Raw genomic sequence first — 21477 nt, 5'->3', positions numbered from 1 at the left:
TGCGTACCCTAAATTTTGGATACTATTAGGGCTAGTTTATTAGCAGAAGGTGTAGCCCTATCGGTTCGAGCGTTCCGCTCGATCATCTACTGGCGATCGCACTTTCTAACTTCTTAAGTATTACTTAAACACTCTTAGTCAAAAATCTACTTATTTTTGGATATATTCGTTTAAATATTATCTTGAAGTTACAGTCTATAGGACTGAAGCCATGTATTATCAATTGGTTGATCCCGATCTTGGAGGAGCGATCGCCTTAAATGTAAAATCTCTAAATAGTCGTTGAAAATCGCGATGACAAACCACCTTAATACTCAAGAGCCTCCGCCCAAATTAACCGAGTCGAAGCTGCCGAATAAGTCGCCATTGTTGATATATCTTTGGTTGCTAATATTGGGATTTGGCGCTTTATCAATGGCGATCGCCGCGATCGCGGTTGTCAGCTTAACTAATACCGGGCGTACCGATAAAGATTCCAGCCAACAAACTACCATCGCTAGTCAAAAAGCACCTACTCCTACCGGGGGTAACTGGTTGCCAACAATTGCGTTAATGGGTGCTGGTGTGGCAAGTACGGTAGCAATTTATAAATGGCGGCATAATTTGCCAACAATTCCTAAACGTGGGCGATCGCGTCGCCAGCAGCGCCGACTAATGCTCAAACAAGGTGAAACTGTAGGCAATAAGACTACTACGGTAGAAGTAGAGCCACCACCTATCCCAGAGCCATTATTAGAAACCCAATCTGTAGAGACTGATTTAATAGATAATACCCCTGTAGTTACCGTACTACCACCAGAACCAACTCAAGTTTCTAGCGATTTAAGTGGGCAATCTTTAGCCGAAATGATGGATATTCGCAAGCATTTATCTTTATCAGCAATTTTGCAAGACTTCAAAAAGCCCGATTAAACCTCTGCATGACTTACTTCTTGAAACTGAAGTATGTCTTGGCGGGGGTCTACATAAGCAGCTTTGAGTAATACTTGTTCGCCCAAGGCGACATCTCGTTTAAAGGGCATGGGCAACTGTAAACCCAAGTCTTCAATTAAAATCAATGCTAAACCCGTGTCTTCGCGCAACCACATCAAAACTAAGGCTTGCCACACTTCCTCTGGGTGGCGGCGGAGATACTCTAAACCCCAATAACGATTAGTTTGTCGTTCTACCAGAACCACCTCTTGAGTGACGCTAAATACGCTTAACATCACTTCTTTAAGCTGTTCGGCGGAAAAAGGCAAATCTTCGCCCCGCAGGTGAGCTTTGAGTTGAAAATGAGTTAGCAAATCGCTATAGCGACGGATGGGGGAAGTTGCTTGCGTATAAGTTTGCAAACCCAATCCAGCATGACGACTGGGGGTAATACTCATCTCACTTTTAGGCATACAACGGCGCATCCCGCAAGCACGGACAGGCCCGGCGGGCAATTGAATCAATTCTTCGGCAGAAGGTAGTTCCGGCTGCGGCTGACCGCGAAAAGGCAAAGCAATATTATGAGCTTGACCGTAGCGCCCCGCAACTTCCCCAGCTAAAATCATCATCTCGGCTACCAACTGCCTAGAAGTCGAATCTTCTAAAACATTAATAGTAATTTCGTCGCCTTTGACTTTGATGCTGGCTTCGGGTAAATGAATGCTAATTGCGCCTTGAGAATGCCGCCAAGTTTTACGTAATTGGGCTAAAGAGGCGATCGCCGCAATTTCTGGTTCTGCTCGTAATCCTAGTTGCAACATCTCGTCTACATCTTCGTAGGTCAGGCGATAGGTGGGCTTAATTACACTTGCATGGATACTGTAGCTTTCCACCGCCCCTAGCTCGTCTAAAATTACACCAAAACTTAAGGCGCAACAAGATTTGCCCTGAATTAAGCTCATTGGGCCTGTAGCCAATACTGCGGGAAACATTGGGATCATCCCTGTAGGCAAATACACTGTTGTACCGCGCCTTCTTGCTTCCTTATCTAATTCATCTTCCGGTATTAGCCAGCGCGTGGGATCGGCAATATGTACCCATAGCTTTTGCTGTCCGTTGGCTAATACTTCCCAACTTAGACCATCATCAATTTCGCTGGTACTCTCGTCATCAATTGTATAAACTTTTAACCGCGTTAAGTCTAAACGGTCTAGGTCTAAGTCTGGTGGTGGGGAATCTAAGCACTGCTGCGCCACTTCTAATACCTTGATAGGAAACTGAGACGGAATTAATGAGCGCCGCAATACCAAATTTTCATGCTCGCTCCAGATACCTAAATCAATCAATAATTGCATTACCGCTTGCGGGGTAGCGGTGCGTCCTAGATGATTCATAATTTCTAGTAGCAACGCCGGGGGATTGCGATTAGGATCTTGCATTCCTCCTGACCGCCCTGTCTCAACCATGGTTAAGGCAAAACGTTCTATCGCTTCTAAACGTTGGCGATCGTACTTTTCCCACTCTACCGTTGCACCATCTAGAACTTGAGAAATTCGCGCGAAAAATTGCTCTTGCTCTTTTTGGCGAAGGTTGGCTACTTCGCTTTGGTGCTTGAGTTCTGCTACTTGGGAGGCGCTACGCGGTTCGTAATAATCGCCTTTTAGCTTGAAATAAAGTTTATCCTCCGATAATAAGCAGTGTGCCGCGTAGCACTGGGGTGGGTTTTCCTCGGAGAATAGTAAGGAAGCTAATTTTTTTGGGTTAACACTTTCCTCCCCCAGTTCTATTAACAATTCCCAGGCTATTTCCAAGCTTGACGGATCGATATAAGGTTGGACTGCGGTTAAAAACTTAGGAATTTCTGAAGCTTTATAAGTTTGTCCGGGAACGCTATAGGTAACTTGTCGAGGCGTTAAGCTATGAGCAGTACCGCGCTCATCGACTACAAACCAACGTGTTTTGCCATCAGGACGATCTACCACCGCAAGTCGGCGATCGCCTTGGACTTTAAATTCAACTAGCGTTCCCTTATCCACAACAAACGTAAAAAATTATTAACTTTTAATCTGCAACTTGAAAGCGATTTTGTAACCGCTTTGCCCAATTATCCTTCAGCATTGATAAATGGCATTAAAGCCACAATTCGCGCCCGCTTGATTGCTAGTGCTAAGTCTCTTTGTTGCTTGGATGTTAATCCCGTAATTCGACGAGGTAGAATTTTGCCTCGCTCGGTTACAAACTTTCTCAGCAAATCGATATCTTTATAATCGATTGGATCTTGGGGTTTAATAGGAGATAGACGACGGCGATAGTAAGCCATATATTACTTAATTTCCTTATGAACAATGTGACGGTTGCAGTAGCGGCAAAATTTCTTTAATTCTAATCTGGCGGTGGTATTGCGGCGGTTCTTCATGCTGGTGTAACGAGATACACCCGGCGATCGCTTATCTAGATTGGTGCGACACTCGGTACATTCCAATGTCACAACAATCCGTACACCTTTGCTTTTAGCCATAGTCTTTAATGCTGTTTGCTTTGGACGGAATTTTACACAAATATCTATTATCTCACACGATTGTCTATCCTAGCAACTATTATTAAATATTTACTTTTTAATTCCCAAGGGCGAAGTCAGGGGAAAGAAAAAATAATATATTAATTTTGACTAGGAAGGGCGATCGCAAGCTAAATAACTAATAATTTGTGAGCCACGCACAAGTTATAGTTGTGGATGTTTTTATAGCTGATAGTTTAGTAAAAAAGTCGGAGCAAGAGAGCGCCATGCTACAAGTTAGCGATGCGGAAGCAATTATTTTTAATTTAGTCCAGCCTCTAGATAAAAAATGGGACAGAGAGTTAGTGACTTTATTAACGGCGATCGATCGCATTTTAGCAATACCTGTGACTAGCCAACTAGATTTTCCCCACTGGGATAATTCGGCAATGGATGGCTACGCAGTACGCTACGAAGACGTTAGCGGCGCTACTAAAGACTGTCCCACAGTTTTAGAAGTAGTGGAAGAAATCCCCGCCGGAGTCAAACCTTTACGCTATATTCAATCGGGACAAGCAGCAAGGATTTTTACTGGGGCGGTGATGCCCGAAGGTGCGGATACTGTTGTTATGCAAGAACAAACCCAAAAACAAGGCGATCGCGTATTAATATTAGCGGCTCCCAAACCCCAAGAATTTGTTCGTCATCGCGCTTCATTTTACCAAGCTGGAGGGCAACTATTGCCGCCAGGAATCACTATTAATCCGGCAGAAATTGCCGTATTAGCGGCGGCGCAATGTCGAGAAGTAACTGTATACCGTCGTCCGCGCGTGGCAATTTTATCTACAGGCAACGAATTAGTAGCACCCGACGAACTGCTCCATCCCGGTCAGATTGTAGACTCAAATCAGTATGCTTTAGCGGCATTAGTGGCACAAATCGGCTCAGAACCCGTACCAATGGGAATTGTGCGCGATCGCCCAGAACAGGTAAAAAAAGCCATTGCTCAAGCAATATCTGTAGCGGATGTAGTTTTATCTTCCGGGGGTGTTTCGGTTGGAGATTACGACTATATAGATAAAAATTTAGAGCAATTGGGAGCTACAATTCATATTCGCTCCGTAGGCATAAAACCTGGTAAACCGCTAACAGTCGCTACCTTTCCCAAGCCCAAAACCCAACAAAGCGTTTTATACTTTGGTTTACCCGGAAATCCGGTTTCGGCTTTAGTAACTTTTTGGCGATTTGTTCAACCAGCATTGCGGAAACTTTCTGGCTTGGCAAATAATTGGCAACCAAAGTTTGTATTAGCGCGGACTCGTTACGATTTAACTTCTGATGGTAAACGCGAAACTTACCTCTGGGGACAGTTACATTTAGTAGATGGCAATTATGAATTTGCCCTCGCAAGTGGTAGTCCAAGTTCAGGTAATTTAATTAACTTAGCCCAAACCAACGGTTTAGCCGTGTTGCCTGTAGGACAAACCCATATCCCCGCCGGAGAGCAGGTTCAAGTTCTCCAAATTAACTAATAACGTCTCTACAAAACTACGCGTTTGCCATTAGGGCGTACAGTCATCCAATTAGTTTTAGCCATTGCTAACTGTTCCTCAGAAACCTTAGCATTAGTGAGATTTGCACCGCTTAAATTAGCCCCGCGTAGGTTAGCATGATTAAGGTAGGCATCGCTCAAATCTGCGCCGCGTAAATCTGCCCCTTCTAAGTCAGCATGGCTAAGGTAAGCTCTACTAAGGTTTGCGTCTTTCAAGGAGGCTTGATTGAGACTAGCTTGCCCTAAATCACTATTAAATAAAATTGCTTTGTGTAAATTAGTTTTATGCAAATTGCAACCGTGAAAATTTACTTCCGTTAAATCTGCTCTTTCCAAATCCAGCATACTTAAGTTTTGCATAGCAAAGTCACGTCTGCCGTTGATATAAGCACTTAATAAAGTATTGCTATCTATACGAGGAACAGGCGGATTTTTGGAACTAAGAGGAATACTTTGATTAGTTATTTTTGCTTTCCAAGTTTTGGCTTTTAATTCTTGAGTAATATCTGCACTTGACTTAGGATTAGCTTCTATAGATTTTACCCGTCTTTCGCGGATTGATGTTGCCATTTGGACAATTGATGGATTGTAACCTTCTTCTGGATTAGAACGATCTAAAAACCCCGATTTGTCATTACCAGATAGCGGCTTTTTGTGACTAGCCATGCTTTTCGCTAAACTGTCTTCGTAGGGTTCAAGTTGAATAGCGTTTAATACTTCGGTAGCAGATTTGTAACGATGGCGAACCGATACTTCTAGCATTTTTTTGAGAACTTCTGTTAGGGAATCGCTAACGCGAACTTTTTTTTCCCATAACATTTCCCCGGTAGAAGGATGGTAATCAAAGTCTCTAGGAGATTTACCCGTAAGTAAATAGATGCAAGTTACCCCTACTGCATAAATATCACTAGCATAAACTGGACGTAGAGCAATTTGTTCGGGTGGAGCGAAGCCTGCCGTACCGACAGCATAAGAGGTCACATTAGTGTGCAAGGATTGACTATTGATGGTGTTGTTGACTTCGTTTTTGACAGCGCCAAAGTCAATCATGACGAGTTTGCAGTCTTCCACGCGCCGAATTAAGTTAGCAGGCTTGATGTCGCGGTGAATTACCCGTTGATCGTGGATGTATTGCAGTATTGGTAAAACTTCGCTTAAAAATTGCTGCACCCCAGCTTCACTAAAAGCACCGTAGCGTTTGACTTCTTGCTGTAAGGTAGCGCCATTAACGTACTCTTGCACTAAATAAAATTGATTATCTTCTTCAAAATAATCAAGTAGCCTTGGTATTTGGGGATGATTGCCAATTCTGCCTAAAGTTTTAGCTTCCCGTTCAAATAAATCCCGTGCCATTTGAAAAACATTTGGCTCATTTACCGATGGGCGCAGTTGTTTGATGACGCACACAGGTTCGCCAGGTAAGCCTTCATCTTGCGCTAGAAAAGTAGCTCCAAAGCCTCCATGAGCCAGTGCTTGGGATACACGATAGCGATCGCGCAACTTAACTAGACTAAAACCACAATCAGCGCATTTTGTTTGCTCTATAGGGTTTTCTGGATGACGACATTTAGGATTTAAGCAGTAGGTCATGAACGGGTCAACTCCTAAGATTAGGGTTTTTTGGATAGTTGTACCCCAACTTAATTATCCAAACAAATACGAACAAATACAAACTCATTTTTGCTGAAGATTTTGTGAAGACAAGATAAAGATACGTCAGTGATTAACTCCGTGCTACGGAAACCTCCCAAAAGATCATCCATAAGCGCGAAAAAATCCGGATTTTTATCCTCCGCACTTATAATTCCCAATTATTGGGTTTTTCTACCAGACCGCAGTAAGATAGTCAGGCTGACTTGAGCATAAAATAAGCATTTTTTTCCATGCGTATCTCTCTTAACTGGCTGCGGGAACTGGTAGAACCAGCGTTGACACTTACTCCAGAGGAGTTAGCCGAAATCCTAACGCTGGCAGGGTTTGAGGTCGAAGACATTGAAGATCGTCTTTCTTGGGCTTTTGGGGTTGTGGTGGGTAGGGTATTAGAGTGCTTGCCCCACCCAAATGCTGACAAATTAAGCGTTACAACCGTTGATATTGGTTCGCAATCGTCACCATTGCAGATTGTCTGTGGCGCGGCTAACATCCGGGCAGATATTTACGTCCCGGTAGCAACAGTTGGTACTTATTTACCAAAAATAGACTTAAAAATTCGCCCCGCCAAACTGCGAGGCGTTCGTTCCGAGGGCATGATCTGCTCTTTAGCGGAAGTTGGTTTAGCCAAGGAATCGGCGGGAATTCATATTTTTGCAGAGGTAGACCAGGAAAATCCCGATTTATTAGCCGTAGGGAGCGATGCTAGACCTTTGTTAGGATTAGATGATGTAATACTGGACTTGACAGCAACAGCAAATCGTGCCGACGCATTAAGTATGGTGGGAGTGGCGCGAGAAGTAGCAGCTTTGACTGGGGTGACAGTAAAATTACCAGCAGTGGCAAAAGTTGAAAAACCAACGGCTGCAAGTCACTTGCAACTAAAAATATCGGCAACCCAAGCAAATCCTACTTATATTGGGACGGTAATTTCTCAAGTAAAAGTTGCGGCTTCCCCCCATTGGTTGCAGCAGCGCTTGCAAGCGGCGGGAGTCCGACCGATAAATAATGTTGTAGATATTACAAATTATATTTTATTGGAATGGGGACAACCCTTACACGCTTTTGATCGCGATCGCCTGCAATTGGTAGCAAGAGCAAATAGTTTAGGAATGGGTGTTCGTTTTGCCGAAGCGGGAGAATCTTTAAGGACGTTAGACGGTCAAAATCGTTCTCTATCTCCTCAAAACTTGTTGATTACCGCCAACGACAAGCCTGTAGCTATTGCTGGGGTGATGGGGGGACAAGAAACCGAAGTCCATGCAGGGACAGAGAATTTAGTTTTAGAAGCCGCGTTATTTGATAGTGCCACAATTCGGCGCTCGGCAAGAAGCTTAGGACTGCGAAGCGAAGCCTCAGCACGTTACGAGCGGGGTGTAAACTCCGTAGAACTAGAGAGGGCTTGCGATCGCGCTTTAAACTTGTTGCAAGAGATAACTGGGGCGGTTATTGAGCAACAGGTTATGGTTGATACGCGCCCAAACTTAGAAACGTTTTCGCGTTCCATTGAACTGCGTTTAGACCGCGTCAATCAGTTGTTGGGTCCGATAGATTTGGGTGAAACTACTGGGGAACTCCAAGAGGAGCAAATGCAGCAAATATTGACTGCTTTGGGATGTGAAATTAAACCCCACCCAAACGCAGCGCGAATTTGGAGTGTAAAAGTTCCTCCTTACCGCCATCGAGATTTAGAACGAGAGATCGATCTAATTGAAGAAATTGGTCGGGTTTACGGCTACGATCGCTTTTGCGACACTCTCCCCGAAAAAACTGAACCTGGTGATCTTGGTTTAGAGGTACAACTAAGGCGAGAAATTCGCGCCGCCTTTCGCGCTACAGGACTTACAGAATTAATCCATTATTCTTTAGTCAAACCCGGAGAAGATCGGCAAATAGTCTTAGCTAACCCTTTATTTGCTGAATACTCCGCCCTACGGACAGATTTAGTGTCTGGTTTGATTGAAGCTTTTGAGTACAATCGCTCCCAAGGTAATCCGCCCCTAAATGGCTTTGAGATTGGGAGAATTTTTTGGCAAGACGAGGAAGGATTAGCGGAAGCGGAGGCATTGGCGGGAATTTTGGGCGGCGATCCAAGTAGTGGAAAGTGGACGCGTGGCGGCAAAAATTGCCCGATCAATTGGTTTGAAGCTAAAGGCGTTTTGGAAAGCGTATTTCAGCGCCTAGGTTTAATAGTGGAGTACCAACCCAATCATCAAGATTCGCGCCTGCATCCAGGTCGCACAGCGTCTTTGTGGTTGCAGGGAAACCGCTTAGGAACTTTTGGTCAGTTACATCCAGGGTTACGCAAACAAAGGGATTTACCTGATGAGGTGTATGCTTTTGAACTCTATTTAGATGTACTAGTTGATTGTATAGATGCGGCGGAGATTGCCAAGCATCAGTTCCAAAGTTATTCTACTTACCCAGCAACAGATCGAGATATTGCCTTTTTTGCCTCTACACAGATTTCTGTGGCTGAATTACTGAAAGCGATTTCCTTAGCAGGGAAAGAAATTTTAGAATCAGTAGAGTTATTTGATCAGTACCGGGGCGAAAATGTCCCCCCAGGGCAAAGAAGTTTAGCATTTCGATTAGTTTATCGCGCCGGCGATCGCACTTTAACCGATAGTGAGGTTGAAACAGTCCATCAAAAAGTACGAGCATCTTTGATTGAAAAATTCCATGTCAATCTTAGAAGTTAAATAATGTACAGGTGTATCGGTTCGCCGCTCAAATCAATTCAAAACTAACTAAAACTACCATGCCTAAATACATAATGTGGGGTACTTATTGCCAGGATGTGCTAGAAAAACGCGCTCCTTATCGCCAAGCGCATTTAGATGGATTGGCTGGGCAAAAAGCATCGGGGGTTTTAATTACCATTGGCCCAACAAAAGATACCACAAAAGTTTTTGGCATTTATGAAGCCCAAGACGAAGCGACGGTACGCAAGTTAATAGAAGCCGATCCCTACTGGCAAAATAGTATTTGGACTGATTACGAAGTTAAAGAGTGGGTGCAAGCTTTTTGACAGAGATTTTAAGTCAGAACTTAGGTTAAATAAATCCCCCAATGTCTTTAAAGATGTTGGGGGATTTATTTAAAGGAGTAAGGAGAATGATTTGATGCAACTTTTCAAGCTATGTCTATCTCCTCAACATCTTAAACTTCACAATGAGTAAAGATAAGACCTCTACAATTTAAGTCGGGATGACTGGATTCGAACCAGCGGCCCCTTCGTCCCGAACGAAGTGCGCTACCAAGCTGCGCCACATCCCGCGAAGAAATGCAAGTATTTCACGCTTTTCTATCCTACACCAAAGCCATCAATTCATACACTTTTAGCCCCGAATTGGTACGGAATTGGTACGACGATGAAAACGGCAAAAGGCAATGTAGCCATAAAGAATAACTGCGATCGCTTGCGGCTTAGATGGTCATTTAGAGGAGAACGGTACTGTTTGGCTTTGGGTTTGCCCTACAACAAAATCAATCTAAAAGCCGCTCAGAAAATCGTTTCTGAGATTGAATTAGATATGCTAGGGGGTTACTTTGACCCGTCGCTAGATAAGTATCGTACCAATTCCGTACCGACTAAGACAGCGAAACTCGCTCTAGGAGAGGCTAAAGACCTCTATTTACTGCCACTGTGGAATGAATGGGTTATGTCACTAAAGCTATCTGAACGTACCCGCAACGGACACTACAAAGCTATTTTGCGTCATATAGAAAAGGCTAACCCACAGCTAGACGATGTTACTTGGTTTGAGCGCTTAGAGTATGCCCCCCGTATCTTCAACGACTATTTACGCTATCTAAATAGCTGTATGCGATGGGCTGTAGATAAAGGATTACTTAGCCGCAACCCCTACACAGTAGTTAAGCGTAGAAAGGTAGTTAAAAAGCCGATACAGCCGTTTAACGCTGAGGAGACAGCCGCGATCGTTACGGCATTTCGGGCTAATAAATTCTGTCCTAAGTCTTCAGCTTATCTCCATAGCCACTATGCTGATTATGTCGAGTTTTTATTTCTCACCGGATGCCGACCATCGGAGGCGATAGGTTTACAGCGTCGCCATATCAACTTAGAGCGTAATGAGATTGTAATCTGTTCAGTGTTAGGGCGTGGCGATCGCGGTCAAACTAACGGCGCGGCTAGAGTGAGGAAAGAGACTAAAACCGGAAGTATTCGTTATCTTACAATGACCACACGGCTTAGGAAGTTGTTAGATGAACGGATAGACGGTCTATCTGCTGATGACTTAGTTTTCACTTCACCCCTTGGCAACCCTATAGACGACCGTGCATTTATTAGGAGACAATGGCGGGTAGTTTTAGAAGGCTTGGGTATCAGTTACAGACAGCCGTATGCTATTCGTCACACTTTAGCATCAGTTGCTATAGAGAAGGGAGTGCCACCAACGGGGGTCGCTTATTTACTAGGGCATAGCGATATGACAATGGTAATGAAGACTTACGGGCATATGATTAACCGCCCATCTTTGCCCGACGTTTTGGGCTAGAGTATACAGATGCGATCGCCGCTTCCGTCGGTAGTGCCATAAGTAATATAAAGTATAAGTAATCCTAGGTTAAGCAAAACCCACCGTTGTTAGGGGTGGGTTAGTTGTTGTGATCATTTAGTAACGAACGTTTTTGCATCGCTCCTCAAGTTCCTTGTCCCCCATTTCAGGGAAACCATCGTTAAATTCCCCTCCTAGCGATACTATTCGTTGATTATGAAGTTCTGCGCTTTGGTTGATTACCTGTACCGTTTTAGTCATTTCGGCTTTACAGTTTTCTATTGCCGCTCGTTTAGCTCTTTGAGCGTCACTAAGAAAATAAGTATTTGGGGAGTTTTTAAAAGAAATTAGCTCGTTTCCGGCAAAAACTCCAACAGCGATAGTTAAAGAAGCGATTAAAACTTTTTTCATTGTTTTGTCCGTTATTTTCTATTCTATAGCCATTCGGCAAGTATGGCATTAATTAAGTCGTGATGAGTTGTATTTAACTCGTTAGCGGATTGTTTCAACGCTTCGTGGATGTACTGAGGAGTATGGGGCATTGTGACAATTTCGTACAGATAGCCCATCAAAACATAGTTCGTGAAGTATAAAGCGGCAAATTAAGACTCCACTTGTAAAAGGATTGAGAGCGTTGACGCACCACATACATATAATCCAACCGTCTTGAAGCGTCAAATATCCTAAATTAATGGTGTGCTAGAATTTTTCTGTAGGAGTTCGACTATCTTAATTCCTATTGGGAGGCAGTAAATGAAAGCTACAAATAAAAAGACTGAGCAAGATGTCATGGCTGAATATCGAGAAATAATTGAGCAGGGCGGGTGTGATGAATTTCTACACATTGCGACCACAGTAGAGCCAAAAGATGCCGATTACCTTAAATACGTCTCAGAGCGTGACGGTAAGGTAACAACCCATTACTTAACAGTTAGTGCTTTGTAACAGCAATCATCATATGGAGATACCTTAAGTGGTCGCCGCTACAGTTTTTGTGTAAGAGCGATTTTGTTTTATGTAGATACATCAGGCTTCTTAGATGATAAAAAGGCTTTAACAAGAAAAAAAGCGTTGTCAAAACTGAGGCATTGCTCGACAGGACAAGTATAATAGACTTCCTTTTCTTTTTTCTGATCATTGAACAACTGTACCCTGCTCCAATGCTTACGAGATTGTCCCGGTACAGCAAAAACACTTGTCAAATTTTCATCTACTATAAAATACATGAAAGGTTTTCTCACCTTAGAATCATAGGTACTGCAAGCATCTACAATTACTGTGGGGTGTGGATAGTTTAGGTGAGTATTAAATCGTTTACGCCGTCGTTTGACCTCTGCAATTATTGTTTTATTTGGGTCTTCTTTATCGGCTACTACGAGGTCATGTTCATACCTCGCGTAGTCGGCAGAGTTAGCAAAGGAAAGCTCAGGCATAGACGCATCTAATCCCTGCTCACGCAATAGCTGAAGTACATAACGCTCTGCCTCTTTGCCCCATTTGCCTTCTTCTTTATTGTATTTTAGTGCCATATGAGTAACTCCTGTATATAGAGTAAGCGATCGCCTTTTTGGGTATCAATCTTCTGATGTGCGATCGCATTGACCATCAGAAGATTGACTTAAGTTTTTAGTTAAAAAGCTAGATCGCCGTTAGTTGACTCAGTGCCAACAGAATCTTTGTTAAGCGTGATGCCGAAAGCACTAAAGTTACTACTGATTGGTACGTCCACAAATTCATTTACGATGTGGGGATTCAGCACGATTGTTCGCTTATCTGTGCCGCGACCAATACGATCAGTTTCAAACCCTAAACCTTTGAGCGTCTTACTAACTCTTTGGGTGGTTAGCTTACCCCCGCACTGTTTGGTTAGAGTTGTTAAGTCTGTAACAGCGATCGGCAATGTCTTTGTAGGCGTGTTAGATAGCCACCATTTGATCGCCCTGATAACCAATTCGTCTGTTTCTGTCAGCACCCGATAGCTCTTTTGAGTCTCAATCAGCGCGGATGCCTCTACATCAGTTAAGTGATAATCAACGCCGGACTGTTTTAGGTGTACTACGTGACTCCATAGCCTATCAACATTAGCGTTTAGCCATTCCCGGTCATCGGCTGTAAAGGTATTGCGAAAGTGAACCACTAAAAATCTACGATTGCCCGTACCGTCTTTGAGAAATTCAGCGTTGTTAGTTGTGCCACAAAGAACAGATGAGCGCCTCATCTGCTGTACATCAGCCCTATAAGGAAGCCGAATGGCATCAACAGTCGTCGTAATCTCAGACTTTAGCGACTCGATATCATATTTAGATAAGGTCGATAATTCATCGTTACAGATAACCCAACCTCTATGGAATAGCATCAGCCCGTCTTTGCCAACGGCGTTTTTAGGGTTGAGAATAATAAACCACTGTTTAGCTATGGTGTTGAGTGTGAACGTCTTGCCGCAGCCTTGAGAACCGTGAAACACCAACATATAAGGGGCATCGCATCCGCTATTTAGTGGACGCTCTACACATTGCAGCAGCCACTTAGTCAGCCAAACCTTTTCAGCCGCTACTATCCCCATTCGTTCCGCTAATTCATCTAAAACATCGGAGGCGGTGGGTTGTAGGCTGTTCAAGTATTCAGCAATCGGGCTGTAGGAGTTGTTAGCGATCGCCCAATCAACGACAGCATCAGCCCACTCTTTATTAGCTAACGACACCTTACGAAGGTTAACGACTCCAACATCTAAATACATCCGCTCTTTAAGCTCAATCAGCGATGCGGCTGTAGTTGACTGCCCTTCATATTCCACAGAAAGGGTTAGGGTATTGTAGCGGGGCGATCGCTCCATAGCTGACAGATAAGAAATAACATTCTTTTCTGCCGTCATATGAAGCGGCTGAAACTTACCGTCAGCGTAAATCGATTTAGACGGTTGACACCTATCTAGGTCGATGCTAGATTTAATCCGAGCAAGTTTGTAGGGTTCTAGCCCACAACATTCCGCGTAATTTTTAATGATGTCGTCGATAGATTCGTTAAGGTGCTTACCTTCTTTAGATAGATAGTTTTGCCATCCGTAAAGCTCTTTGATGACTTTAGTAATGGCTAGGCTTCTATCTGTTGGCGGTAAAGTAGAATTGAGTAAATCTTTTACAGATTGAGAGCAAACACTGTAGATACTAACAGATGCTCCACCCCCGGAATTAGGCGGTTGTATGGCTGTCTGTGTATTTAGAGGTGTAGGCGCTTCTGATAACGGTTTAAGCGGCTCTTTAACAGTCTTAGTAGAGATTATACCCACGCTATCTAGAGAGTCTATGCTGACAATGCCATAGCTTGTCTGCTGTTTATAACCCGGAGTAGGAGCTAATACAGCAAATCTACCTTTACCGATTACTTCTCCACAATGTCTGTCAAAATGGGTGAATTTAAAATTGGTGAATGTTGCCGGGGTGCTTAGTCGAACAGCCAATCGATAGCCGCCACCGCGTGTTTTCTCTCTCCAACAGCTTTGAAGCGGTAAGCGCTTGGCTAACCATTCGTTCATGACAATGCGATTACACTCAGAGTCAGAAGCGAAGTTTTTAAGGTCAATATCGATAAAAACAATTGAGTCGCTGCCTAATGCTCCTACTCCGGTTGTCTGAGGGCTAGAGAACCATAGCCGCAACTCATTATCAGTCGGCTGTCGGTCTGCATACTCGCTATGATTAATAGTGCAGGGCTTACCCATCGCATCAAAATAAGATGGGTTTTTACCCGTAAAAATTAGCTTACCGTCAGCGTTCTTTATTTGGGGTTGCTGAGGTACTACGGGCAGTGCTGAAAGCCCTAAACTAGATATATATTGAATTGTCTTATTGATGGCACTGTGGATTGAGTAAGTCATTGCTGTGTATCCTTTAATTAGTGAAATAGATTATTTGTTGGAGTTGGGTTGCCCCCCAACTCTTTTTGATTTGTGGGTGTTACTTAGCTGCTGCATGGTTAGTAATAAACTGTTGAGCGGCTAATCGTACTAATTGGCTAACAGTCATCCCTAGCTGATCGCTCATTTGTTCAATCTGCTGACGTTCGTAAGCAGTCGTCACAATATGCAATCGCTTATTCTTTCGCTCAGTCGTCATATAAAACCTCAAATCCTAACTAACGTCTCTATAGTTAGGTTACGTGTGGTTTTGCAGACGGCTATGAGCAAAGCCATAAGACAGAAAAACGTTATAACTAGATCGCGGCATAGGTTTCGGAGATTTAAGCAGATATGTAGGGTCAAACGAGTATGTAAGGCTGAGTGACCTATAAGTTATACGAAATTACCTAGCTAGAAATAAAACTAAAACTTATATTGAAAAGTTTAAGTTCACCCCATACCACATTGTTAAGCAGCATTTTCAGAGTTCAATTGCGATCGCTTAGTAGCCGTGAGCCATGCCTAATTCCTTCACGATCTTTAGGCATGAGATTTTTATTAAAAAGACCTTAAGTATTTGCGTGTAATCCCCAACTGTCACAAGGGGCGGTACACTAAAAAACAGAGGTAATTTATCGGCTGAAACGTCTACCGTGACCGCGATACAGAGAAACTTAAGGCACTCTCTTATTATTACTATCAGGACTTACGCAGGGACAGGCAAGGAAGCAAAGAGGTAGCCATTAAACTAAAGGGATGAACTTTACCAAACTCGACTACTGCCAGTACCTGTTGAGCAGCCCCATTAACTACACCGTGACGAACTTGGCTGACCATCTTGATGGCATCAGTCACGACCGCATCAATCGCTATTTACGGGGCGAGAAATTGACACCTCACCTGTTGTGGGACAACATAAAACCACTCCTACAAGAGTCTGAAAATGCCTATATCTTGTTTGACGACACAGTGTTGGACAAACGTTATTCGGCATCAATCGAGCTAACTCGACGGCAGTACAGTGGCAACGAACATCGAGTCATTCGTGGCATCGGGTTAATTAGCTGTGTGTACGTTAATGGAGAAACAGGACAGTTTTGGGTGGTAGATTATCGCCTCTATGACCCTGATGGGGATGGACAGAGCAAGCTAGATCATGCGGCGGTAATGCTAAATGGCGTGGTGGAAAGCTCGCAGTTACCATTTACGACCGTATTGATGGATAGCTGGTATGCGACTCAAAAATTGATGGCACAGATCGATCAATTACAAAAGGTGTACTATTGCCCGCTCAAAACGAATCGGCGAGTGGATGATAGTAGAGGCACTCAGCCATACCAGCGCATTGATCAACTCGTCTGGAGTGCTGAGGATTTGCAGCAAGGAAAACTTATTAAGATTCGCGGCTTTCCTGCCAACAAAAAAATGAAACTTTTCCGGGTTACTGTTTCTACCAACAGAACGGATTTCGTCGTCACTAACGACAATGCTCAAGCTTCCACTGATGCCGTGCAAGATGTGTGTGGCAGCCGTTGGAAGATTGAGGAGTTTCACCGCCAATTAAAGCAGTTGACCGGAGTTGAAGCCTGCCAATGTCGTAAAGCAAGAATTCAACGTAACCATATTGCTTGCGCATTATTGGTGTGGAGTCGTCTGAAAACCATCGCTTATCGTACAGGTCAAACAATTTATCAGATTAAATATGGGATGCTATCAAACTACTTGATTGAGCAACTCAAGCGTCCATCTGTTCACATGACCCTTGCGTAAGTCCTGACTATATAAGACTGCCTTAAATTTTGAGACTTAGCCGCCACTGATCGATAGCAATCAACCAACTAACTAAGCGGCACGTAGAAGCGTGTTAAAGGGGCTTCACTATCCCTTTAGATGTATGGCTTCAGTTAGTGCTTTGAAGTGTCTTAATGCGCCTTCTACAGAGACAACAATGTAGTCGATATTACCAACAGCACGGAATAACTCATTAAGAAAGTTCAGTATTGTTACGGTTATTGTTGTAAGTACAACAAAGCTACATTGTAGGTACAAAAGCACTAAGGGTTAAGCAATATGACCAACTATAAAAACGGAAGTGAACAAAACGCTCTGTTACCTCCAAAATCAGACCGAGAGACCTATCTAGCTTTAAATATGGCTGCAATGGCTTACGAGGAAGATTACGACGGTCTAGCGCAATTAGTTCGGCAAGTTTACGACCCTAATTTTGATATGGCTGTCTACGCTGACGAGTTCAGAATAATTAGCACTTATAAAACGGGTGAAATAATTGAAGGGATTATCAAAGTTTCCGTACTCTATGCCGGGGGATTTAGCGATTATTTCTTTGTGGTTGAGCCTTGGTGCGAGTCCGAGATATATGAAGTGATAGAAACAAACGGAATAGACTATACAGAAGCGGCTGAAGATTTAATCAATTTTATTGCAGAGAAAAAGCGCTGTGAAAAAGTCTGAGAAGACGATGAAGTCTTACAATATAAGATTCCCCGATGGGTTAATGAGTCGCTTACAAGCCAAATCAACAGAGCTAGAGAAATCTGTTTCTGAAATTGTTAGAGACGCGGTTAGAGATTACCTCGATAGGGACTAATTAACTCAGTTAGCCTACACACGGAGTACACCACCGCTTATTGAAATCGACTATTACCCACAGCATTGGATGGGGAGGGTATCGATATCGATTGCTCAGTTCAATTTTTGACTTATTTAGTCAAAGCCTTACTGTATAACTATGGGACACTTTGAGGCACTTTTGGGACACTATACCAAATGGCTCAAAGCCTTACTGTGTAACTGTGGGACACTTCCCCACTTTAAATTGACTAAAACTTTTTAGATATATTTAACATATACCCTTCAATGCTGTGGGTGATTTCTGTGGCGGCTAAAGTTTGATGCGTTTTTTGCTGTCATAGTGTCCCAACTATATGTAGTAACGGTTTCAGCCGTCTTTGATAATGCCCCAAAGTGTCCCAATAATTAGCCGATAGTGTCCCAACTACCGCCTACTTAAAAATAAAAGTTAGTTTATCTACTGATGGGGAGTTTAGCCGTAAGCGATCGCTACAAGCTGATGTCGTCATTAGCAATATCGTCTCCATCCATAACATTCAGATCGAAGCAGTATAAATGTACTATTGATCATTAACTTACTGATGGCTAATATTAGGTCATTGGTACGTTATTGGTACGACCGAAAGATTTGTGATTGTAAAAGGCTGATTAGAGCGGGTTTGAGAACAGCGGACCCTTCGTCCCGAACGAAGTGCGCTACCAAGCTGCGCCACATCCCGCGAAGAAATGCAAGTATTTCACGCTTTTCTATCCTACACCAAACACACCAATTCATACACCAAGGCACTGTAAGTACACAGGGCAATTATTAATATTCGTGTAGTTATCATTCCTAGCGAAGTTGCTCGGCAATTTTTATGCAGTTTTGGGGAACTATAGTGACAGGGAGTGGTGGTAAGCCCGTTGAGTTTTGCTCTAGATTATCCAGATTGCTTAGGAGTGTTGCCTACTTGTTTTGTGGGCGACAGCGCTATTGATTGAAGTAAACGTTAATAAAATGAGTTCAATAATTGTGATGAATAGAAAGGTTCAAAAATACTGTCGCTTATTTGCGGTAAGTATAAGTGCGATCGCGTTAAATATATCAATGACTTCAATAGAGGCAAAAGCAGAGCTATTTAATAGCACTCTCGATCGCCTTCCTACCCAAGAGCGGGTAGCCTTACGTCAAGGGCAAAGTTTGGTAACGGGAAGCAAAGGTAAATATACAGGTAAAGTATTAGTAAAAGCAACGGTAGCTACAGCTTGGCAGGTACTAACAGACTACAATAATTTCTACCATTTTTTCCCCAATGTTGTCAGCAGTAAGGTAATTCAAAATAATGGTGCTGGCAAAGTTTTTGAGCAAGTCCAAGTTATTCGAGCTTTTATGTTAACTAAAAAAGCCCGCGTGCGAATTGCTATTAAAGAAACTTACCCAAAGCGGATTGCTTTTAACTTAGTGGCAGGGGATTTAAAATCTTTGCAAGGCACTTGGCAGATAGAACCAGTTTCACCTTATCCTGGCGCACTGCCAAATCAAGTTTTGATAACTCACCAAGTCAACGCCGATCCTGGGGCTATTTCTACGCGCGGTTTATTTTTTAGTATCTACAAAAATAGTTTAGAAAATACTTTAGTAGCTTTGAAAACAGAAGTTGAAAAGCGCTCGGCAAAAAAATAGCATTGATAATTGCGGCAAAAACGCTCAAATAACACAAAGCAACCATTGTGCCACCGTTACAATTTTGAGCCTATGCAGCTTGATTATTTAATTTTCAAGACTTTTTTAACTAATTCAGGAATTTGAGAGGGTTTTTCGGCGATCGGCACTTTAGCCGCTTTAAAGGCGGCTAATTTACTTTGGGCTGTACCAACATCCCCCCCTCTACCCACAACGGCGGCCAAAGTTCCTGTGTGTCCCCAGTGTCTTCCGGCGGGGGCTTTTCGACCGGCAATATAAGCAATTACAGGTTTGTCTATAGTTTCAGCAATATACTGAGCGGCGGCTTCCTCGCTATTCCCCCCAATTTCTCCCACCAAGACGATCGCGCTTGTTGCTTCATCTTCGTCAAAAATTTGCAGCCATTGCAAAAATGAAGATCCGGCGATCGCATCTCCGCCAATGCTTACAGCCATAGACTGTCCCAAACCTGCCTTTGTTAGTTCTAAAGCAATTTCATAGGTTAAAGTGCTACTACGGCTGACAATTCCCACCTCTCCAGGCATATAAAACTCGCTTCTGTGAGTACCTAAAAGTAGTTTTCCGGGGACAATAATTCCGGGGCTATTGGGTCCGACAATAATAGTTTCGGTGGCTTCAGCTTTACGCAGCAGATGCACCATATCCAAGGGCGGCATTCCCGATGAAACAATAATAATTTGTTTAATACCCGCAGACATTGCTTCTAATGCCGCATCTAAAGCCTGGTAAGCCGGGACAAAAATTAAAGTAGTATCAATTGCCCCAACTTTGGCTACGGCTTGTTCTACGAGGTCAAATACAGGAATATCATCAAAGGTTTGTCCGCCCAAACCGGGATTCACGCCAGCAACTAAATTTGTGCCGTGAATTTTCATCAAAGCGCCATGAGTGGAGCAAAGTTCGGCGGTGATACCTTGAAACAAAATTTTACTATCTGGCTGTAAATTCATGACTTTCTAGCCGGAGAAGATTTAGCTTGACGAACAGTTAGCAAAACAGCCTCATCCAAGTTTTCGACTAATGGAATTGCTAAAGTAACAAATTGGGCTTGGGCTAAATTAAGTTCAGAGCCAGCAAAACGAATAATTAGACGGGGATAAAATCCATTACGGGTTTTTGGCATACTATGATGTTCCACAAACTTACTAATAGATTCTGCTACTTTTACACCTTTAAGAACGCTGCCAAGAATGTTGACGAGTATAACTTGAAGGCTTTTGTCTTGCGCCAAAAATTCTAATCCCTGTTCTAGGCGATCGCCAAAACTAGGTTTAGAAGGGTCTAAATTGCTGCCATGTCCGATATTTAAGCAAGTTTTTACTTTTCCGCCCGCATCGGCAACTAAATCCAAAGTTGCCATTACAAGTCCCGCACCATTGCCTAAAATGCCAATATTACCGTCGCGATCGATTAAATCGGCGTTACCTAAAATATCAAAGTAATTTTGACTATTGGCACGATTTGCCATTTTTTGCGCCATCAAGCTAATATCTGCATGACGGGCGATCGCGCGGATATTGACGGTTACTTTGCCATCTAGTGCCATTAATTCGCCTGTTGCACTTACACCTAAAGGATTTATCTCTACTAAATCTAAGTCTTTTTGCAAAAATAACCGATACATCTTCTCGACAATATCGCTCACTGATTTAATCAAAGCTCCTTTCAAGCCCATTTTGACAATCAATTTGCGGGCATAAAAAGGAGAAAATTCTCGATCTACTACAACTTGTTGGAGCAATTCTTGGGATGATTCCACATCGATACCACCTTGAGGAGAACCTAATAATACAGGTCTGCGAGTAGCGCTATCTAAGACTACCGCCAAATAAAATTCGCAAGTAGCATTGTATTTTGCTTCCGCTAGTAGCACCTCTGGAACTTCACCTAAAATTGGCAGATGAAATATAGTTTGGGCTGCGGCGATCGCATCGATAGTATTTGTAACAATTCGCACTCCCCCAGCGCGTCCTCGTCCGCCCGTGCGGACTTGAGATTTGATCACTACTGGATAAGGAATTTTCAACCCCTTAAGATCGCCAATCCGGTCAATTCGTTGAGATGGCAATACTGGGATGCCCATTTCCCGGAACCATTCTTTAGCTTGGTACTCTAATAAATCCATCTTCAGCTTTTAGTCTCAACTTCCCTACCCTACAGCCTATTACTAAG

At 43.2% G+C, this 21477-nt stretch carries 21 protein-coding genes and 1 tRNA gene; 10 read left to right on the top strand and 12 right to left on the bottom strand.

Annotation, left to right across the window (positions count from 1 at the left end; translation table 11 throughout):
* Nucleotides 1-294 precede the first annotated feature (294 nt).
* Nucleotides 295-912 (top strand): hypothetical protein, encoded by a 618-nt coding sequence (locus tag SYN7509_RS0216995; RefSeq protein WP_009631298.1) that lies wholly within the window; start codon nt 295-297, stop codon nt 910-912.
* Here the strand turns inward: SYN7509_RS0216995 and SYN7509_RS0216990 are convergent.
* The 3 genes from SYN7509_RS0216990 to rpmG all read right to left on the bottom strand — a co-directional run bounded on the left by SYN7509_RS0216990 (nt 909) and on the right by rpmG (nt 3430).
* The gene (locus SYN7509_RS0216990) at nt 909-2948 is read right to left on the bottom strand and encodes a ribonuclease catalytic domain-containing protein (protein ID WP_009631297.1); all 2040 of its coding nucleotides are present in this window, start codon (nt 2946-2948) and stop codon (nt 909-911) included. The genes SYN7509_RS0216995 and SYN7509_RS0216990 overlap by 4 nt on opposite strands.
* A gap of 68 nt (nt 2949-3016) precedes the next feature.
* Nucleotides 3017-3232 carry a 30S ribosomal protein S18 gene (gene rpsR / locus SYN7509_RS0216985; protein WP_009631296.1) on the bottom strand — a complete coding sequence of 72 codons (216 nt, stop codon included), beginning with the start codon at nt 3230-3232 and terminating at the stop codon, nt 3017-3019.
* A gap of 3 nt (nt 3233-3235) precedes the next feature.
* Complete coding sequence (rpmG, locus tag SYN7509_RS28705; protein ID WP_009631295.1) at nt 3236-3430, bottom strand: 50S ribosomal protein L33; 195 nt, start codon at nt 3428-3430, stop codon at nt 3236-3238.
* 188 nt (nt 3431-3618) lie between these two features.
* Here rpmG and SYN7509_RS0216980 point away from each other — a divergent pair, with 188 nt between their 5' ends.
* Entirely contained in the window at nt 3619-4941 is a 1323-nt protein-coding gene (locus tag SYN7509_RS0216980; RefSeq protein ID WP_009631294.1) for a molybdopterin molybdotransferase MoeA, read from the top strand.
* An 8-nt stretch (nt 4942-4949) separates the two neighbouring features.
* On the opposite strand, the gene SYN7509_RS0216975 is transcribed toward SYN7509_RS0216980, so the two are convergent.
* On the bottom strand, nt 4950-6551 hold the full coding sequence (locus SYN7509_RS0216975) for a serine/threonine-protein kinase (RefSeq protein WP_009631293.1): 1602 nt from the start codon (nt 6549-6551) through the stop codon (nt 4950-4952).
* 293 nt (nt 6552-6844) lie between these two features.
* Between SYN7509_RS0216975 and pheT the strand changes: the two genes are divergently transcribed.
* Both pheT and SYN7509_RS0216965 read left to right on the top strand, forming a co-directional pair.
* On the top strand, nt 6845-9313 hold the full coding sequence (gene pheT / locus SYN7509_RS0216970) for a phenylalanine--tRNA ligase subunit beta (RefSeq protein ID WP_009631292.1): 2469 nt from the start codon (nt 6845-6847) through the stop codon (nt 9311-9313).
* 59 nt (nt 9314-9372) lie between these two features.
* Nucleotides 9373-9642, top strand: a complete 270-nt coding sequence (locus SYN7509_RS0216965; RefSeq protein ID WP_028954394.1) for a YciI family protein — start codon at nt 9373-9375, stop codon at nt 9640-9642.
* Between the two features lie 174 nt (nt 9643-9816).
* Here the strand turns inward: SYN7509_RS0216965 and SYN7509_RS0216960 are convergent.
* Nucleotides 9817-9890: transfer RNA gene (locus tag SYN7509_RS0216960), tRNA-Pro, on the bottom strand.
* Nucleotides 9891-9985: 95 nt separating this feature from the next.
* Here SYN7509_RS0216960 and SYN7509_RS28700 point away from each other — a divergent pair.
* Complete coding sequence (locus tag SYN7509_RS28700) at nt 9986-11134, top strand: site-specific integrase (RefSeq protein WP_028954393.1); 1149 nt, start codon at nt 9986-9988, stop codon at nt 11132-11134.
* Nucleotides 11135-11251: 117 nt separating this feature from the next.
* On the opposite strand, the gene SYN7509_RS0216950 is transcribed toward SYN7509_RS28700, so the two are convergent.
* Complete coding sequence (locus SYN7509_RS0216950; RefSeq protein WP_009630063.1) at nt 11252-11545, bottom strand: hypothetical protein; 294 nt, start codon at nt 11543-11545, stop codon at nt 11252-11254.
* 23 nt (nt 11546-11568) lie between these two features.
* Nucleotides 11569-11703: a hypothetical protein gene (locus SYN7509_RS31390; RefSeq protein ID WP_009630064.1), complete on the bottom strand. Its 135-nt coding sequence runs from the start codon at nt 11701-11703 to the stop codon at nt 11569-11571.
* 184 nt (nt 11704-11887) lie between these two features.
* Here SYN7509_RS31390 and SYN7509_RS0216945 point away from each other — a divergent pair, with 184 nt between their 5' ends.
* A complete protein-coding gene (locus SYN7509_RS0216945; RefSeq protein ID WP_009630065.1) occupies nt 11888-12079 on the top strand; it encodes a hypothetical protein in 192 nt (63 codons plus the stop codon).
* 68 nt (nt 12080-12147) lie between these two features.
* Here the strand turns inward: SYN7509_RS0216945 and SYN7509_RS0216940 are convergent, their stop codons facing one another.
* The 3 genes from SYN7509_RS0216940 to SYN7509_RS30205 form a co-directional block, all read right to left on the bottom strand.
* On the bottom strand, nt 12148-12663 hold the full coding sequence (locus tag SYN7509_RS0216940) for a hypothetical protein (RefSeq protein ID WP_009630066.1): 516 nt from the start codon (nt 12661-12663) through the stop codon (nt 12148-12150).
* 101 nt (nt 12664-12764) lie between these two features.
* Nucleotides 12765-15008, bottom strand: a complete 2244-nt coding sequence (locus SYN7509_RS0216935) for a VapE domain-containing protein (RefSeq protein ID WP_009630067.1) — start codon at nt 15006-15008, stop codon at nt 12765-12767.
* A 79-nt stretch (nt 15009-15087) separates the two neighbouring features.
* Complete coding sequence (locus SYN7509_RS30205) at nt 15088-15246, bottom strand: plasmid mobilization protein (RefSeq protein ID WP_009630068.1); 159 nt, start codon at nt 15244-15246, stop codon at nt 15088-15090.
* A 539-nt stretch (nt 15247-15785) separates the two neighbouring features.
* Between SYN7509_RS30205 and SYN7509_RS0216925 the strand changes: the two genes are divergently transcribed.
* The 4 genes from SYN7509_RS0216925 (at nt 15786) to SYN7509_RS0216915 (ending at nt 19284) form a co-directional block, all read left to right on the top strand.
* Nucleotides 15786-16799: an IS701 family transposase gene (locus SYN7509_RS0216925; RefSeq protein WP_028954392.1), complete on the top strand. Its 1014-nt coding sequence runs from the start codon at nt 15786-15788 to the stop codon at nt 16797-16799.
* Nucleotides 16800-17099: 300 nt separating this feature from the next.
* The gene (locus tag SYN7509_RS0216920; protein ID WP_009629874.1) at nt 17100-17501 is read left to right on the top strand and encodes a hypothetical protein; all 402 of its coding nucleotides are present in this window, start codon (nt 17100-17102) and stop codon (nt 17499-17501) included.
* A 7-nt stretch (nt 17502-17508) separates the two neighbouring features.
* Nucleotides 17509-17637: a ribbon-helix-helix protein, CopG family gene (locus SYN7509_RS31795; protein WP_009629875.1), complete on the top strand. Its 129-nt coding sequence runs from the start codon at nt 17509-17511 to the stop codon at nt 17635-17637.
* Between the two features lie 981 nt (nt 17638-18618).
* Nucleotides 18619-19284: an SRPBCC family protein gene (locus SYN7509_RS0216915; RefSeq protein ID WP_038021845.1), complete on the top strand. Its 666-nt coding sequence runs from the start codon at nt 18619-18621 to the stop codon at nt 19282-19284.
* A gap of 83 nt (nt 19285-19367) precedes the next feature.
* Here the strand turns inward: SYN7509_RS0216915 and SYN7509_RS0216910 are convergent, their stop codons facing one another.
* Both SYN7509_RS0216910 and SYN7509_RS0216905 read right to left on the bottom strand, forming a co-directional pair.
* On the bottom strand, nt 19368-20255 hold the full coding sequence (locus tag SYN7509_RS0216910) for a succinate--CoA ligase subunit alpha (RefSeq protein ID WP_009631502.1): 888 nt from the start codon (nt 20253-20255) through the stop codon (nt 19368-19370).
* Nucleotides 20252-21430, bottom strand: a complete 1179-nt coding sequence (locus SYN7509_RS0216905; RefSeq protein ID WP_009631503.1) for an ATP-grasp domain-containing protein — start codon at nt 21428-21430, stop codon at nt 20252-20254. The genes SYN7509_RS0216910 and SYN7509_RS0216905 overlap by 4 nt, the downstream gene beginning before the upstream one ends.
* Nucleotides 21431-21477 lie beyond the last annotated feature (47 nt).

The sequence above is a fragment of the Synechocystis sp. PCC 7509 genome, from assembly GCF_000332075.2.
Classification (GTDB): Bacteria; Cyanobacteriota; Cyanobacteriia; order Cyanobacteriales; family Chroococcidiopsidaceae; genus Aliterella.
Note: the sequence above shows the minus strand (reverse complement) of the source record. Positions and strands in the feature narration are given on the sequence as shown.